Origin of the sequence: Streptomyces sp. NPDC006997 (genome assembly GCF_040635175.1) — a bacterium.
GTDB lineage: Bacteria > Actinomycetota > Actinomycetes > Streptomycetales > Streptomycetaceae > Streptomyces.
The window spans coordinates 1-17,473 of the sequence record NZ_JBEYHH010000068.1 but is presented as its reverse complement, the minus strand read 5'-3'; the positions used below and the strand labels follow the sequence as shown (position 1 = coordinate 17,473).

The window sequence follows — 17,473 nt, the reverse complement described above, 5'->3', positions numbered from 1 at the left end:
CTCGCGGAGGGCGGGGCTGCCCGCCGTCGGCTGGGTCGGCATCGAGCGGGCCGCGGGGACCGTGGGCATCGCGGGGATGCCAGGATCCTGGGGCACCCCACCTCCGTACGCACGACGACGCTCAGCTCGGCGCGTCCGCCCTGCGGACCGACAGCAGGTCCTCCAACTGCTCCTCCCGGGCCTGCGCCGCCACGAACAGCAGCTCGTCGCCCGCCTCCAGGGAGTCCTCCGCGGACGGCGTCAGCACGCGCGTGCCGCGGATGATGGTGACCAGCGAGGTGTCCTCGGGCCACTCCACCTCACCCACCCGGGTGCCCGCCAGCGCCGACTCCTCCGGCAGCGTCAGCTCGACCAGGTTGGCGTCGCCGTGGCTGAAGCGCAGCAGCCGGACCAGGTCGCCGACGCTCACCGCCTCCTCCACCAGGGCCGACATCAGCCGCGGGGTGGAGACGGCGACGTCCACGCCCCACGACTCGTTGAACAGCCACTCGTTCTTGGGGTTGTTCACCCGGGCGACGACCCGCGGAACGCCGTACTCCGTCTTGGCGAGCAGCGAGACGACCAGGTTCACCTTGTCGTCGCCGGTCGCGGCGATCACGACGTTGCAGCGCTGGAGCGCCGCCTCGTCCAGCGAGGTGATCTCACAGGCGTCGGCCAGCAGCCACTCCGCCTGCGGGACGCGCTCGACCGAGATCGCGGTCGGCGCCTTGTCGACGAGGAGGACCTCGTGGCCGTTCTCCAGCAGCTCACCGGCGATCGACCGGCCGACCGCACCGGCCCCGGCAATGGCGACACGCATCAGTGACCGCCCTCCTTCGGGCCCTCGGCGAAGGACGCCTCGATCTTCTCGACCTCGTCCGAGCGCATCATCACGTGCACCAGGTCCCCCTCCTGCAACACCGTCTGCGAGGTGGGCAGGACCGCCTCACCGAGGCGGGTCAGGAACGCCACCCGGACGCCCGTCTCCTCCTGCAACCTGCTGATCTTGTGGCCGACCCAGGCCGCCGAGGCGTGCACCTCGGCCAGCTGCACCCCGCCGGTGGGGTCGCGCCACAGCGGCTCCGCGCCGGAGGGCAGCAGTCTGCGCAGCATCTGGTCGGCCGTCCAGCGGACGGTCGCCACGGTGGGGATGCCGAGGCGCTGGTAGACCTCGGCGCGCCGGGGGTCGTAGATGCGGGCCGCGACGTTCTCCACGCCGAACATCTCGCGCGCCACCCGGGCCGCGATGATGTTGGAGTTGTCGCCGCTGGAGACGGCGGCGAAGGCCCCCGCCTCCTCGATGCCCGCCTCACGCAGGGTGTCCTGGTCGAAGCCGACGCCGGTGACCCGGCGCCCGCCGAACGAGGATCCCAGTCGTCGGAAGGCGGTGGGGTCCTGGTCGATCACGGCGACCGTGTGCCCCTGCTGCTCCAGGGTCTGGGCGAGAGCGGAGCCCACTCTGCCGCAGCCCATGATGACGATGTGCACGACCGTCCTTCCGGTGTCAAGATGCGTCGACCTGGCCCTGGACCTGTCAACCCTGGCCGTGGGCCTGTCAACAGGGTCTCAGACCGCCGCCCAAGCTACACACACGCGCCCCGCCCGGGGCACCCCCGTGCACGGTCCGCCCTGCTCAGCGGCGGCTGATGCTCAGCACGCTGAGCAGCGTCAGGATGCCGAGGCCGAGGAGGGAGGCGGCGGCGCCGATCAGCTCTGCGGGGACGGGCATGGACGACCTCCGGGAGTCAGGCGGGGGCGGGGAGCGCTTCGTCAGCGGGGAGAGCGTTTTGTCATATAGGCATGGTTGGCGTGGGATGCGTGGAATCCGCTGCCGTGACCGAACGCGATTTCACTCGTGAGGCAGATGGGGGCGGGGCGGTGGGCGGCAGCCTGTTCGAAGGCTTACGATCCTCTGTTGTGTCCAAACTGACCGACGTGCCCAAACGGATTCTCATCGGGCGCGCACTGCGCAGCGACCGGCTGGGCGAGACGCTCCTGCCGAAGCGCATCGCACTCCCCGTCTTCGCCTCCGACCCGCTGTCCTCCGTGGCCTACGCGCCCGGCGAGGTGCTGCTGGTCCTCTCCATCGCGGGCGTGTCGTCGTACCACTTCAGCCCCTGGATCGCCGCCGCGGTCGTCGTGCTGATGTTCACGGTCGTCGCGTCGTACCGGCAGAACGTGCACGCCTACCCCAGCGGCGGCGGCGACTACGAGGTGGCCAACACCAACCTCGGGCCCAGGGCGGGCCTCACCGTCGCCAGCGCCCTGCTCGTCGACTACGTCCTGACCGTCGCCGTCTCCATCTCCTCCGGCATCGAGAACCTCGGCTCCGCGGTCCCCTTCATCGTCGAGCACAAGGTGTTCTCGGCGCTGGCGGTGATCGTGCTGCTGACCCTGATGAACCTGCGCGGGGTCAAGGAGTCGGGCAAGCTGTTCGCCATCCCCACGTACGTCTTCGTCAGCGGGGTCTTCCTGCTGATCGCCTGGGGTGCCTTCCGCGGCATGGTGCTCGGCGACTCCATGCGGGCGCCGACCGCCGACCTGGAGATCAAACCCGAGCACCAGGGCCTCGCGGGCTTCGCACTGGTCTTCCTGCTGCTGCGCGCCTTCTCCTCCGGCTGCGCCGCGCTCACCGGCGTCGAGGCGATCTCCAACGGCGTGCCCGCCTTCCGCAAGCCCAAGTCGCGGAACGCCGCGAACACGCTCGCGCTGATGGGCCTGCTCGCGGTCACCATGTTCTGCGGCATCATCGGCCTGGCCCTCGCCACCGACGTCCGGATGGCCGAGCACCCCGCCCAGGACCTGCTCCGCGGCGGCGTCCCGGTCGGCGGCGACTACGTCCAGAACCCGGTGATCACCCAGGTCGCCGAGGCCGTCTTCGGCAAGGGCAGCTTCTTCTTCGTGCTGCTCGCCGCGGCCACCGCGCTGGTGCTGTTCCTCGCCGCGAACACCGCGTACAACGGCTTCCCGGTGCTCGGCTCGATCCTCGCCCAGGACCGCTACCTGCCCCGCCAGCTGCACACCCGCGGCGACCGCCTCGCCTTCTCCAACGGCATCGTGCTGCTGGCCGGAGCCGCCGCCGTACTGGTGTGGGTCTACGGCGCCGACTCCACGCGCCTCATCCAGCTCTACATCGTCGGCGTGTTCGTCTCCTTCACGCTCAGCCAGATCGGCATGGTCCGGCACTGGAACCGCCACCTCACCACCGAGCGCGACCAGGCCAAGCGCCGCCACATGTACCGCTCCCGCGCGATCAACGCCTTCGGCGCCTTCTTCACCGGCCTGGTCCTGATCGTCGTCCTGGTCACGAAGTTCTCGCACGGCGCCTGGGTGGCCCTGCTCGGCATGGTGGTCTTCTACGTCATCATGACCGCGATCCGCCGCCACTACGACCGCGTCTCCAGCGAACTCGCCGCCCCCGAGGGCCCCAGCGACGACACCCTCCGCCCCTCACGCGTCCACTCGGTCGTCCTGATCTCCAAGATCCACCGACCCGCGCTGCGCGCCCTCGCCTACGCCAAGCTGATGCGCTCGGACACCCTGGAGGCGCTCAGCGTCAACGTGGACGCGGCCGAGACCAAGGCGCTGCGCGAGGAGTGGGAACGGCGCGGCATCGACGTACCGCTGAAGGTCCTGGACTCGCCCTACCGGGAGATCACCCGCCCGGTCGTCGAGTACGTCCGCGGCATCCGCCGTGAGTCGCCGCGCGACGCGGTCTCCGTGATCATTCCCGAGTACGTCGTCGGCCACTGGTACGAGCACCTGCTGCACAACCAGAGCGCCCTGCGGCTGAAGGGACGGCTGCTGTTCACGCCCGGGGTGATGGTGACCTCGGTGCCGTACCAGCTGGCGTCCTCCGAGGCGGCGAAGAAGCGCGCCCGCAAGCGGCAGGAGTGGAACGCGCCGGGCGCCGTGCGGCGGGGACCGGCCGGGCCGCCCCCGAAGGACCGCGGGAACTGACGGCGCGGCGAGCACGTAGACTGGTGGGCTGTTGTCCACACCCCGCCTTCCCCCTCATCTGGAGCACGCTCGCCATGCAGGCAGAACCGAAGAAAACGCAGGCGGGGTCGCTGGTCGGGGCCGAGTTCGAGGTCGAGGTCGGCCCCGTCGCGCACGGCGGGCACTGCATCGCCCGCACGGAGGAGGGCCAGGTCCTCTTCGTCCGGCACACGCTGCCCGGCGAGCGAGTGGTCGCCCGGGTCACGGAGGGCGAGGAGGGCGCGCGGTTCCTGCGCGCCGACGCGGTCTCCGTCCTGTCGCCGTCCAAGGACCGCATCGAGGCGCCGTGCCCGTACGCCGGTCCCGGGCGCTGCGGCGGCTGCGACTGGCAGCACGCCAAGCCGGGCGCCCAGCGGCGCCTCAAGGGCGAGGTCGTCGCCGAGCAGCTCCAGCGCCTCGCCGGGCTCACCCCCGAGGAGGCCGGGTGGGACGGCACGGTGATGCCCGCGGAGGGCGACAAGCTGCCCGCCGGGCAGGTACCGCAGTGGCGCACGCGCGTGCAGTACGCCGTCGACGCCGCCGGGCGCGCGGGCCTGCGCCGCCACCGCTCCCACGAGGTCGAGCCGGTCGACCACTGCATGATCGCCGCGGAGGGGGTCAGCGAGCTGGGCGTCGAGCGGCGCGACTGGACCGGCATGGCCTCGGTGGAGGCGATCGCGGCGACCGGCTCCCAGGACCGCCAGGTCATCCTCACTCCCCGACCGGGCGCCCGACTCCCCATCGTCGAGCTGGACAAGCCGGTCTCGGTCATGCGGGTCGGCGAGAAGGACGGCGGCGTCCACCGCGTCCACGGCCGCCCCTTCGTCCGCGAGCGCGCCGACGGCCGCACCTACCGCGTCGGCAGCGGCGGCTTCTGGCAGGTCCACCCGAAGGCCGCCGACACCCTCGTCACCGCGGTCATGCAGGGCCTGCTGCCGCGCAAGGGCGAGATGGCCCTCGACCTCTACTGCGGCGTCGGCCTCTTCGCGGGCGCCCTGGCCGACCGGGTCGGCGAGACGGGCGCGGTCCTCGGCATCGAGTCCGGCAAACGCGCGGTCGAGGACGCCCGGCACAACCTCGCGGACTTCCCCCGGGTACGCGTGGAACAGGGCAAGGTCGAGTCCGTCCTGCCCCGCACCGGCATCACCGAGGTCGACCTGATCGTCCTCGACCCCCCACGCGCCGGCGCCGGACGCGCGACGGTGGCGCATCTGGCGTCGCTGGGGGCACGGCGGATCGCGTACGTGGCCTGCGATCCGGCGGCGTTGGCGCGGGATCTGGGGTACTTCGGGCAGGGGGGGTATCGGGTGCGGATGTTGCGGGTGTTTGATCTGTTCCCGATGACCCACCATGTGGAGTGTGTCGCCATCCTTGAACCGGCCGCAAAGGGCTCCTGACCTGCGGTTTTGTCCGTGCGCATTATGTGCGTTGTGTGCGTTACGGGCGATATCTTGACGCTGAAATGACGCTCGTGACGCTCATTTGACGCTCGTTCTGATGGGGAGTCAGTTGGTTCTTCCTGCGGTGGCGGTGGGCCGGAGTCCTCCTGCGGAGGTGAGGGCACGAACGACCCGCAACTCTTATCCGGCCACTGTCCAGTGCACGCTCAGGAGCAGTTGCTTGCCCAGAGGTGCTTCGGTGTCGTGCCGGCGCATCTTCATCTCGCCGTAGTGGAAGTCCGACGAGCCTGGCTCGTTTTTGCCATCTTCCAACGCTTAGGCAAGTTCCGCTCCGGCAGCACGCGCAGGCCCCGGGGCCGATCGGCAAGAGCACGTCGAGGAGGTCCCATAGCTGAACCATGGGACGCTGGCTGCTGCCTCTGGCAGAGTGATCGGCACTGCTAGACGATTCTCGTGAGGAACCTTGTGAGCACGCTCGGTAGCTTCATCTGGTCAATCGCTGACCAGCTTCGGGGCCCCTACCGCCCCAACCAGTACGGGACGGTGATTCTCCCGTTCACGATCTTGAGACGGCTCGACTGCATCCTCGAGCCGGACCGCGCGGCGGTACGGGAGCTGGCTGCGAGGCACGAGAACCCGAACCGGCTCAAGGTCGAGGTCAAGAAGGTCACGGGCCGAACGTTCTACAACACCTCCAACTACGAGTTCGCGAACCTGCTGGCCGACGCCGACGGGCTAGCGGACAACCTCGCCGACTACATCGACCGGTTCTCCGCCGACGTGGACGTGTTCGAGTTCTTCGACTTCAAGAAGGAGATCCTGGCCCTGGAGAAGGCCGGGCTCCTGCGCGAGATCGTCAAGTCCTTCGGCGCCGTCGACCTGCATCCCGGCGTGGTGTCCAACGCAGACATGGGGGATGCGTTCGAGTACATCATCCGCAAGTTCAACGAGGCCGCGAACGAGACCTCAGGAGACCACTACACGCCGCGCGACGCGATCCGGCTGCTGGTCGACCTGCTCTTCGCGGAGAAGGACGTTGACCTCACGGAGGGCGGCATCATCCGGTCGCTGTACGACCCCACCGCCGGCACGGGCGGCATGCTCTCCCTGGCAGAGGAACACCTGCTCGCCCAGAACCCCGAAGCGAAGCTGAGCCTGTACGGCCAGGAGTACAACCCGCAGTCGTACGCCATCTGCAAGTCCGACCTGCTCGCCAAGGGCCACGACGCGACCAACATCGCCTTCGGCAACACGCTCACCGACGACGCCTTCAAGGGCCGCCAGTTCGACTATTGCATGTCCAACCCGCCCTACGGGGTGGACTGGAAGCAGTACGCCAAGGCAGTCAAGGAGGAGCGCGACTCCGCCGGCCCCTACGGCCGCTTCGCGCCGGGCCTCCCCGCGACCTCGGACGGCCAAATGCTCTTCCTGCTCCACCTGGCCCACAAGATGCGCGCACCCGAGGACGGCGGCGGCCGCGTTGGCATCATCATGAACGGCTCGCCGCTGTTCAACGGCGCCGCCGAATCCGGCCCCTCCAACATCCGCAAGTGGCTGCTGGAGAACGACCTGGTCGAGGCGATCGTCGCGCTGCCGACAAACATGTTCTTCAACACCGGCATCGCCACCTACATCTGGATCCTCGACAACACCAAGCACCCCGACCGCCAGGGCAAGGTCCAACTCATCGACGGCACATCGTTCTGGACCAGGATGCGCCCGAGTCTCGGCTCGAAGAACCGCGAGATCAGCGACGATGACCGGGCCAAGATTGTGCAGTTGTACGCCGATTTCGAAGAAGCTGATCCCGATCTCTCCAAGGTACTAAAAAGCAACGAGTTCGGTTACTGGAACATCACCGTCGAGCGCCCGCTAATGGAAGACGGTAAGCCGGTCGTCGACCGAAAGGGCAACCCAAAGCCAGACTCGAAGAAGCGCGACACCGAGAACGTGCCATTCACCTACGGTGACTCGACGGCAGGCGCGGAGGCGGAGCGCGAGGTCATCCAGGCGTACTTCGACGCGGAGGTGAAGCCGCACGTCCGCGATGCCTGGATCGACTGGGCGAAGACCAAGATCGGATACGAAATCCCCTTCACCCGCCATTTCTACAGGTACGTCCCGCCCCGGCCGCTCGCCGAGATCGATGCGGATCTGGAGAAGCAGGTTGCCAAGATTCTTGACCTGCTGCGAGAGGTGGAGCAGTGACCGGTCCTCTTTGGAAGGGCCTGCCCGATGGATGGATGGCAGGCCAGGTCAAGCACGCCGCGACGGTCACGCTCGGTAAGATGTTGCAGGGTAAGGATTCGGGCAGTGACACGCGGGCGCCCTACATGCGCGCTGCGAATGTGCAGCCCGATGGCGTGTTGGCCCTCGACGACGTGAATGAGATGTGGTTCGGTGAGGGCGAACTTGAGCAGTTGAGTATCCGCGCGGGCGACGTGGTCGTCGTCGAGGGCGGCCAGGGCGGATTCGGCCGTGCCGCGTATATCGATCAGGATATTCCTGGCTGGGGATTCCAGAACTCGATCAACCGACTTCGACCGCTTGGAGACTTTGATGGGCGCTTCATCGCTTTCTACTTGATTGCGTTGCGGGCTAGTGGCTTCATCCGCGCCTGCTCCAACGTTGTCTCAATGCCGCACCTCACGGCAGAGAAGCTTGCCAGGATTCCTATCCCGCTTCCGCCAGCGGAGGTGCAGCGCGCCATCGCAGACTATCTCGACCGCGAGACAGCCCGCATCGACACGCTCATCGAAGAGCAGCAGCAGTTGATCAAGATGCTTCGTGAGCGCCGGTTTGCACTTCGCGTCAACGTGGCTTTGCACGGAACGACACCGACGGAGGAGACCGAAAGTCCCTTGCCGTGGGCAAAGACGCTCCCAGCTGCTTGGCGTGTCGTCCCACTCACCTCCGTTGCAGCACTCGAAAGCGGACACACTCCGAGCCGCTCCCGGGAGGACTGGTGGCAGGACTGTTATATCCCGTGGGTAAGCCTCCACGATGTTGGGATGATGCGGGGTGTCAAGTACCTAAACGACACGACGCAGCACATCAGCGACGCTGGAATTGCCAACAGCTCCGCCCGTCTCCTTCCAGCACGGACTGTTGTCCTTTCTCGGGACGCCACTGTCGGCCGCACTGCGATCATGGGTGTTCCGATGGCAACATCTCAGCACTTCGCGGCGTGGGTGTGCGGACCGGATCTTGATCCCGAGTACCTCTGGGTCTTGTTCGAGGATGCGATGCAGCCTTTCTTCGACTCATTCCAGAATGGCTCGACGATCCGAACGATTGGGATGAGAGACCTAAAGGCATTTCGCATTCCGCTGCCGCCTCTCGACGAGCAGCGCCGCATCGTCGAATTCCTGGACGAGGAGACAGTGAAGATCGACTCGCTCATCACTGAGACGGAGCGGTTCGTCGAGCTTTCCAGGGAGCGCCGATCTGCATTGATCACGGCGGCGGTGACGGGGCAGATCGACGTGAGAGAGGGGGCGTGATGGCCGACCATAACGAGCCGATCTTCGAGAAGGAGATCTGCGAGTACCTGCGGGATCACGGCTGGCTGTACTCGAAGAACGACCGCGACGGTGGCAAGTACGACCGAGAGCGGGCACTGTTCCCCGCTGATCTGTTCGCGTGGCTGGAGGAGACGCAGGAGCCGGCGTACGAGAAGGCGTTGAAGGCGGCGGGGTCGCAGGCGAAGTTCCTCGATGTGCTGACCGCGGCGCTCGATCGACCGCTGGAACATGGCGGTGGGACGCTGAACATCCTGCGTAACGGGGTGCAGTACATCGGCGGTGGCCGGTTGAAGATGGCGCAGTTCCGTCCGGAGACGTTGCTCAACGAGACCACGACGGCGCACTACGAGGCGATGCGGGTGCGGGTGGTGCGGCAGGTGCACTTCTCGACCGCCGACCAGCGCAGTATCGATCTGGTCTTCTTCGTCAACGGGCTCCCGGTGGCAACGGTGGAGTTGAAGACCGACTTCACCCAGTCGCTGGACGAGGCGGTCAACCAGTACAAGCGTGATCGCAATCCGTTGACGAACGGGCGGCCGGAGCCGTTGCTGTCGTTCGGGCACCGGGCGCTGGTGCACTTCGCTGTCTCGAACGGCCTGGCGGCGATGACCACGAGGCTGGAGGGGGAGAAGACCCACTTCTTGCCGTTCAACATCGGCTACGACAGCGGTGCCGGTAACCCGCCCGGCGCGAACGGACGGTCGTCGACGGCGTACCTGTGGGAGCGGGTGTGGGAGAAGCACGCTTGGCTGAACATCATCGGGCGGCTGATGATCGTGCAGACAAAGGAGGAGTGGGACGTCACCACCGGCACATCGGTGCGGCGTACGAACATGCTCTTCCCGCGGTTCCACCAGTGGGAGGCCGTCACGAGCATCATCGAGGCGGTGAAGGAGGAGGGTGTAGGACAGCGGTACCTGATCGAGCACTCGGCCGGGTCGGGGAAGACGAACACCATCGCCTGGACAGCCCATCGGCTGGCGCGGCTACATGTCGAGGACAAGAAGGTCTTCGACTCGGTCATCGTGGTCGTGGACCGCACTGTGCTCGACTCCCAGTTGCAGGACGCGATCCGGCAGATCGACGGCTCCGGCAAGATCGTCGCGACTATCAGCCCCGAGGACGTCCGCAAGGCCGGCGCGAAGTCGAAGTCGGGTCTGCTGGCGCAGGCGTTGAAGAACGGTGAGCTGATCATCGCGGTGACGGTGCAGACCTTCCCGCATGCGCTGGACGAGATACGGACCGACGCCGGCCTGAAGGGCAAGCGGTTCGCCGTCATCGCCGATGAGGCGCACTCCTCCCAGTCGGGTCAGATCTCCTCGAAGCTGAAGCAGGTGCTGACCGCCGAGGAGGTGAAGGAGATCGAGGAGGGCGGTGAGGTCGATGTGGAGTCGGTGCTGGCATCGGAGATGACCGAGCGGGCCGAGTCGGAGAACATCTCTTACTTCGCCTTCACCGCGACGCCGAAGAACAAGACCCTCGAACTGTTCGGCCGTAAGGGCGTCGACGGGAAGCCGCGAGAGTTCCACCTGTACTCGATGAAGCAGGCGATCGAGGAGGGCTACATCCTCGACGTGCTCAAGGGCTATCAGTCCTACGACACCGCGTTGAAGATCGCCGGCAGGGCCGAGAGCGGTGACGGGGGAGAGGTCGAGGAAGCTGCTGCCCGCAAGGGGCTGATGCGGTGGGTGCAGCTCCACCCGACGAACATCAGCCAGAAGGTACAGATCATCGTCGAGCACTTCCACGCCAACGTCGCCTACCTCCTCGAAGGCAAGGCGAAGGCGATGGTGGTGACCGACTCACGCAAGTCCGCGGTGAAGTACAAGCTGGCCATCGACGCCTACATCGCCAGGCGCAGCGCCGAGGACGCCTCGTACAACTACCGCACCCTGGTCGCCTTCTCCGCGGGGGTAACGATGGCCGAGGACGAGACGTGGCACAGCGACTGGGGCCCGCAGCCGTCGAAGGATGACGAGTTCACCGAGGCCAACATGAACCCCGGTGCCGGGGCTGATCTGGCGGCCGCGTTCAAGGGTGATACGTACAAGATCATGCTGGTCGCCAACAAGTTCCAGACCGGCTTCGACCAGCCCTTACTCTCAGCGATGTACGTCGACAAGAAGCTGTCGGGGGTCGCCGCGGTGCAGACGCTCTCGCGGCTCAACCGCACCCACCGCACCGCGGGTGGGGAGCAGAAGCGCAAGACGTTCGTCATCGATTTCGCCAACAAGCCCGAGGACATCAAGGCGGCCTTCGAGCCGTACTTCAAGAACGCGACCCTGGAGACCGAGACCGACCCGTACGTCGTCGTCCACCTGGCGAACAAGCTCGCCCAGGCCGGAATCTACACCGAGGACGACGTCCGCAAGGTCGCCGAACTGTGGGTGACCCGGAAGGGCAACAACGCCCTCTCGGCGGCGATCAGCCCGGCGCAGCACGACTTCCGGCGCCGCTACGCGAGGGCGATCGAGGAAGAGGACAAGGTCACGCTCCAGGCGCTCGACCTGTTCCGCAAGGACGTCTCCACCTACGTACGCCTCTATGACTTCATGTCCCAGATCGTCGACTACGGCGACCCCTACATGGAGATGCTCTCGATCTTCCTGCGCCTGCTGGAGAAGGTCATCGCCGAGTCCGCGTGGGCGGCCGACGTCGACCTCTCCGACGTGGTGCTGGTCGGGGTCAAGCACAACAAGGCGATCCCGGTCGACATCTCGCTCGTGGGTGACGGGCAACTGAAGGGCATCAGCGCCGCCGGCACGGGCACGAAGAAGGAACCGAAGTACGTCGCGCTCCAAGTCGTCATAGACAAGATGAACGACCTCTTCGGCGCCGAGACGTTCGCCGAGTACCAGATCAGGGAGTTCGTGCAGGGCCTCGTCCAGCGGTTGCTCGCCGACCCGAACCTGATCAAGCAGACCAAGGTGAACTCCAAGAAGCAGTTCCTGGAGTCACAAGACTTCCAAGCAGCCGTCACTGAGGCAGTTGCAGACAACCAGGACGCCCACAACACGATTGCTGACTACTTCTTCACGGACGGGCCGGCTATCAACTCGATCATCGTCGCCCTCGCGGATGCCTTCTACGAAGCAGCGGTCGATCAGCAGGTGGATTCTTAGATGCGGCGCATATCCCGCATATCCCGCCCCAGCAGAACACACCTCTGCGGGAGTGAGGCCAAGGAACCATGGCCCTGCTGCCCGAGCCCGGACCTAGTAGGTCGCGCCTACCACTGCGCCGAGCGCTGAGCTGGACCGGCCGTACCCGGCACGGCAGCAGAGCCCCGATACGGCAGCACGGCCCGGACTGCGCCTCGCGGTCCGGGCCCTGCCCCGTGCGGTTCTGCCCCGGCAACCTGCTGCGGTTGCCGGTCCTCGTGCTACTCGGGGCGGGAGGTCGACGAAGTGCGAAGGGATCATTGGCCTACTGTGCCAGTGGCCACCGAATCCTCCGCGACCTCGGTTCGTACCTGTTCTGACGCTTGTGGCGGTGCGGACACGGACTCATCCCGAGGGGCGCCATGGGATACCAGTTCGGAGATGTGCTGGGCGAGGGTGTTGGCGTTCATTGGGCATGCCTCGACGATTATGGGCCACCACTGGCTCTCGCGCGTGGCGTAGGGGTTGCCTGCCTTGGAGATGAGAGACCGCGCGCGGGTGATGACGACGCCATGGCGTGCCCTGGAGACCATGACGAGGACGACCCGGAGCTCTTCTGCCAGTTGCTCGGCGGTGTCGGCCCGACCATCTGGGATGTGCCAGTCCTCGAAGCCGGGCACGAATACCCAGTCGAACTGCTGTCCTTTTCCTGTGTGGGCGTTGAGCAAGTGGACGCCCGGCTCGATGGCCGAGCCCTCCTCCACGATGCGGAGTTGGGCTGCCGCCGCAGCGAGAGATCCCGCCTGGATGGCCAGGCGTTCGAACTCTGATAGGGCGTTCGTCGCCTGTTCCATCGTGTCGACATCGCTCGGGTCGATGCCTCCAAGCACCGCGCTTCGCAGCCTCTCCATATCGGCTTGGCGCGGCAGCTGGGCAACCGTGGCCACCAGCCGCTGAACCATGGTGTTGTCCTCGATCGCGAGGTCCCAGCGCTGGCACCGGAGGTGGACTGCGTTCGAGAACGCCGCATCCACGTACTTGCGGCGCCACCCAGACCGGGTGATGACGCCGATGGTCGCCTTGGGAAAGGCAGACAGGATTTCGGTTGCCCGGTCCACAATCCACCCTGCTTCCTCGGCCCCGCTGTTGAAGCCCGCGGTGGCTGCGGCACCGCCCTGGGGCCAGGCATCAGGCCGGACTGACCGGAGATCCGCGACATCGTCGAGCCGGGCTGCGACATGGTTCACGACGTCGAGCACGGCAGGGGAGGACCGATACGAGAGAGTGAGACGGCGTGGTTCGCCGCAGATATGCCTCAACTCCCGTTCCACCTCAGCGGGCCTCGCGCCAGCCCAGCTGAAGATCCCCTGAAGGGGGTCGCCGACGAAGGTCCGGCTAGCCAAGCTGCTCGCGAGGGCGATCTCCAGCTGCTGCCGTGACATGTCCTGGAACTCGTCGACCAGAACCGCACCGTAGTGCAGTTGGTACAGGCGGGCGATCTCCTCGACCCTGAGCAGCCGTTGGGCGTGCCGGAGCAGATCCTCGTAGTGGAAGATCCCTTCTGCGAGACGCTTGGCCTCGATCTGCTGGGCAAAGGTGTTACCGCTGGCGGCGAGGGCTTCGCGCACCTCATCGTCGTCGTATGGGCCCTGCTTTGCGGCGGTCAGGGCCGCTTCGATGGCCTTCCTGCGGTTGATGGCAGGGCCGATGTCTAGGCCGTCGGTGAACAAGGAGATCGCGTCGGTGAGGGTTGAGCGGCCAGGCATCGGAGTGTTCGGATCGAGCCCGAGAGTCCGGCCGTGGGCGCGGATGATGTCAGCGGCATGCCCGTGGAAGTTGGTAACTCGGACGTGGCGCGAAAAACGCTGCGGTCCCAGAGTGCGCAAAAGGCGCTCACGTAGGTTCTGCTTCGCGCGATTGGAGAACGTCAGTGCGAGGATGCGCTGGTGGGGCTGTAGCGCACCGAGCAGGTGAACCGCGCGTCGGGCGAGCAGCTCCGTCTTGCCGCAGCCCGGCGGTGCGATGGCCAGGAGGTTCGCCGCTGGGCTGTAGGCCGGGTCCGGTCCCGTGTCCTGATTCATCCTCCGGCCAGTTCCTTAGCCCGGGTGAGGATTCCAGCGACGCTACCTATCGCCTCCGCTTGTTCGCGGGTTATCGCGTCCGCGATGGCTGTGGCCGCATCGGTCTTGTTCCTGCGGCAGTAGGCCGCGACGGCTTCGGACGTGAGCTCATCCTCGCTGGAGGCACCGCACGCCTGGAGGAGCCCCTCGAGTCGGCACACGCCTGCGTCGATGAGGATGCGGCCGGCGCCAGGCCCGGTCAGCGCTTTGCAGTACTCATCCTCCAGGTCGCTGTCGCTGGACCAGACCTTCGTTCCGATCAGATCCTTCGGCCGGCCCCCGATAGCACCGAGGAAGATGCCTTCCTCGGCCTTGTCTACGAGGCCCAGGACATGCACGCCGAAGCCGTTTGGCCCGAGCATTTTGTAGACGTGCCGGAACTTGTCGGCACCGTCCAGTTCGAAGACGACTACGCCGAGTCGGTCCAGCCCGATCTCGAGTGCCCGTGCTGCCGCTTCGACGATGATCCTGTCGGCGACGCCTTCGACCGCGATGACGTAGCGGGCGGTCAGGGCTTCTAGCAGGCGCGGGGACCACCATTGGGCGCGGAGCTTCTCCACCGCACCCAGGCCACCATCCGGCACCTGGTGCACATCCCCACCGGGGGCAACCACCAGCACCTGGGCCGGCTCGAAGCGCTGCAGAACGTACGGCGAGTGCGTGCAGACGATCTTCTGGTTTTCGGCCGCGGCGAACAACTCGGCGATGGTCCGCTGGCTGGCAGGATGCAGGTGGAGTTCCGGTTCGTCGACCGCGATGATGTTCGCGGCGTTCTCGGCAAGGTCGAACAGGGTGAGCGCCATCAGCTGGCGAAGGCCATCCGACTGCTGGGCGATCGGCACGTACTGGTCATCGCGATGGAGAAACATCGAGACGCCCTCCAGCACGGACGCACCCGGGTCGGCCGAGGTGCGCACAGCTAGATCGTTGGCGGTGACCTGGCGCGGCATGGCCTTGGCCAAGTGCCCCGCGATCTTCCTGCGGAGCTCGGTCAGACTTTCGCTGACGTGGAGCTTGTCGTTGAAGTCGCTGAGGACCGCCGTGAGGGCGGCCCGCTCCGCGCCCATGTCGAGGCTGTCGAACATCAGCTGCAGGGCACTGTTCGGGCCCCCGAGCTGCGCCCCGTTCGTCCCGCGCGTGGCCGGCAGGTAGCGCCAGCCGAACGCGTCTAGCTGCTGGCGAGTCGGCGCGCGACGGTCTGCCGTACCGGTCAGGACCCGGTGGATGACAACAGCCTCCACGTCATCCTCGTTGGGCTGCACATCGAGACGGACCGTCAGCGACGCGGTGCCGGAGCTGGCATCGATGTCGATCTCACGGTGGAACAGGGCTTTCTCGATGTTGGAGAAGTCGGCCAGAACGGCCTCCACGGTCAGTGGCTGATCCTGGTCCCGAAGATCCGCTCGTGACAGACTCTGGTACAACTGGCCGAGCGTGGCGCCTAGCGTGAGGTTAAGCATCCGCAGGAGCGACGTCTTGCCGACATCGTTTGCGCCTACGACGACAAGGTGCTTGCGAACCTCGATGTCGAGGTCTTGCAATCGGGCGTAGTTGACGACTTTCAGCCTGGTGAGTCTCACTGCTGCTGACCTGCCCGTCGCAATACGGGCTTCGGACGCCGAACGACGGTGCCGGAATGACTCAGGGGCGTATTCACCAGGGCGCTGAGGTTCACTCGGTTAGAGTACGACGATTAGGGCTTCCGGGCTCCGGAATTTCGGGTTCCTGATCCGGGATGATGGTTGGAAATCGGTGCTCCAGGCTCCTGGCGGGGCACGAAGCTGTCCGAGTCGAGAGCACGGTGCCACCGCCCGAGCGTAATGGTCGGGTGCGCGAGGACGGGTAAAGGAATTCTGCGTGACCACTGGTCGGGAGGCGGGAACCCAGGGGGCGGAGGGTGGCGGGCTGCGTGGTCAAGCGCAGCCCGGTCCGGTCTGCTCTTTGGCGCCGATGGCCGTGGGCGAGCTGGAAGGGAATGTCTTGGAGTAGAGTCGCGAGCGTGTGGGTCTGGCTCCCCGAGGAACGACGGCCCAGGCAAGTAAGTTCCGACTTCTCGCCTCACCGCTCGCCGAGGAATTTGCAGGCACCGTGGACCCTGGTGCTCAGCCGACGCTTGTGGTGTGGCTGTCGATACGCACGTCGAGCGCTCCTGGCGAGCGCGTGTCCGCCCGCTGGCCGACGCGCAGCCGGGAGGCGTTGAGGCCGTCACGCTGGGCGATGAGCACCCCGAGGTCGTAGCGGCTGACCGCGTCGGATCCGGCGATGTGGCCGTGAGCGGGGGTTGCGGATCCGAGCGCCGGGCTGTTCAGCACACGTTTTCACAGGCTTAGTGCACTGGTTGGGGTATGGCGGTGGCGCCCCTCGGCAGGTCTCGAACTTGCGGCCAAGCGCTTAGAAGGCACGTGCTCTATCCGCTGAGCTACGGGGGCTGACCTGCGTAAACGCAGCTTCCGGGAGCTGTCCCCCAGGTCGCGGGGGACACATGGGGGAATCGCGGATTCCCGGTGACCGGGGGGCGCGAGCTCCCTGGTCGAGCAGTACGTAGGGTCTCACACTATCTTCACGCCCCCGAAGGCTCTCGCGGAAACAATCCCGCACCCCGTCGGCGTTGGTGATCACCGAGCCGAGGAGGGGAAGGTGTCGGGCCTGAAGCTGTTCCGCACGGACACGACGAACAGCGGCATGACGGAGGTCATGCCGCGTCTTGCTGAGATCGAGGCCGATGTGCAGGCTCTCGTCGAGGCGCACATGGAGACGCTGCTGGGCGTCCGGTTCCTGGCGAGCGAGTACAGCACGGGGCCCGCCCACGGGGGCCGGATCGACTCGCTCGGGCTGGACGAGAACGGATCGCCGGTCATCATCGAGTACAAGCGCGCCACGGACGCCGGCGTCATCAACCAGGGCCTGTTCTACCTGGCCTGGCTGATGGACCACCGGGCGGAGTTCGAGCACCTGGTCCGCGACCGGCTCGGGGTGACGGCCGCGTCCCAGGTCCTGTGGAGCGGACCACGCCTGATCTGCATCGCCGGCGACTTCACCCGCTACGACGTGCATGCCGTGCGCGAGCACCGGAGGTCGATCGACCTGGTTCGCTACCGACTCTTCGGCAGGGACCTGCTCGGGCTTGAGACCGTGGCCTCCGTGAGCGGCGGCGTGCAGGTGGCCCGCCGGGCACGGCGCCAGGCGGTTGGTCAGTCGGCGGCTGATGTCCAGGGCGCGGCGATGCGCGAGTTGGCGGGTGCGGTCGACGAGGTCCTGCTTGGGCTCGGGGACGGGGTGAACCGGGTGGAGCGCAAGACCTACCGGGCGTATCAGCGGCTGCGCAACTTTGCCTGCCTGTGCCCGCCGCAGCGCAGCAAGCTGCTGGTCTA

11 protein-coding genes are annotated in these 17,473 nt (G+C 66.6%); 6 read left to right on the top strand and 5 right to left on the bottom strand.

Translation table 11 applies throughout. The features are described from left to right. Positions 1-121: 121 nt before the first annotated feature. Both ABZ659_RS34905 and ABZ659_RS34900 read right to left on the bottom strand, forming a co-directional pair. Positions 122-799 carry a TrkA family potassium uptake protein gene (locus ABZ659_RS34905; RefSeq protein ID WP_360228725.1) on the bottom strand — a complete coding sequence of 226 codons (678 nt, stop codon included), beginning with the start codon at positions 797-799 and terminating at the stop codon, positions 122-124. After that, positions 799-1,467 carry a TrkA family potassium uptake protein gene (locus tag ABZ659_RS34900; RefSeq protein ID WP_360228722.1) on the bottom strand — a complete coding sequence of 223 codons (669 nt, stop codon included), beginning with the start codon at positions 1,465-1,467 and terminating at the stop codon, positions 799-801. Before ABZ659_RS34900 ends, ABZ659_RS34905 begins: the two co-directional genes overlap by 1 nt. Positions 1,468-1,896: 429 nt before the next feature. On the opposite strand from ABZ659_RS34900, the gene ABZ659_RS34895 reads away from it, so the two are divergent. From ABZ659_RS34895 to ABZ659_RS34875, 5 genes are all read left to right on the top strand, one after another. Next, the gene (locus ABZ659_RS34895) at positions 1,897-3,939 is read left to right on the top strand and encodes an APC family permease (RefSeq protein ID WP_360228719.1); all 2,043 of its coding nucleotides are present in this window, start codon (positions 1,897-1,899) and stop codon (positions 3,937-3,939) included. A gap of 74 nt (positions 3,940-4,013) precedes the next feature. After that, positions 4,014-5,354: a TRAM domain-containing protein gene (locus tag ABZ659_RS34890; RefSeq protein WP_360228716.1), complete on the top strand. Its 1,341-nt coding sequence runs from the start codon at positions 4,014-4,016 to the stop codon at positions 5,352-5,354. Positions 5,355-5,822: 468 nt separating this feature from the next. After that, entirely contained in the window at positions 5,823-7,565 is a 1,743-nt protein-coding gene (locus tag ABZ659_RS34885) for a class I SAM-dependent DNA methyltransferase (protein WP_360228713.1), read from the top strand. 35 nt (positions 7,566-7,600) lie between these two features. Continuing rightward, positions 7,601-8,860, top strand: a complete 1,260-nt coding sequence (locus ABZ659_RS34880; RefSeq protein WP_360228710.1) for a restriction endonuclease subunit S — start codon at positions 7,601-7,603, stop codon at positions 8,858-8,860. After that, positions 8,860-12,003, top strand: a complete 3,144-nt coding sequence (locus tag ABZ659_RS34875) for a type I restriction endonuclease (RefSeq protein ID WP_360228707.1) — start codon at positions 8,860-8,862, stop codon at positions 12,001-12,003. Before ABZ659_RS34880 ends, ABZ659_RS34875 begins: the two co-directional genes overlap by 1 nt. A gap of 296 nt (positions 12,004-12,299) precedes the next feature. Here ABZ659_RS34875 and ABZ659_RS34870 read toward each other — a convergent pair whose 3' ends face one another. From ABZ659_RS34870 to ABZ659_RS34860, 3 genes are all read right to left on the bottom strand, one after another. After that, positions 12,300-14,063: an ATP-dependent helicase gene (locus ABZ659_RS34870; RefSeq protein WP_360228704.1), complete on the bottom strand. Its 1,764-nt coding sequence runs from the start codon at positions 14,061-14,063 to the stop codon at positions 12,300-12,302. Continuing rightward, entirely contained in the window at positions 14,060-15,682 is a 1,623-nt protein-coding gene (locus tag ABZ659_RS34865; RefSeq protein WP_360228701.1) for an AAA family ATPase, read from the bottom strand. Before ABZ659_RS34865 ends, ABZ659_RS34870 begins: the two co-directional genes overlap by 4 nt. A 522-nt stretch (positions 15,683-16,204) precedes the next feature. After that, entirely contained in the window at positions 16,205-16,414 is a 210-nt protein-coding gene (locus ABZ659_RS34860; RefSeq protein ID WP_360228698.1) for a hypothetical protein, read from the bottom strand. Between the two features lie 325 nt (positions 16,415-16,739). Between ABZ659_RS34860 and ABZ659_RS34855 the strand changes: the two genes are divergently transcribed. Further along, a partial coding sequence (locus ABZ659_RS34855; RefSeq protein WP_360228695.1) for a transporter occupies positions 16,740-17,473 on the top strand: 734 nt, incomplete at its 3' end.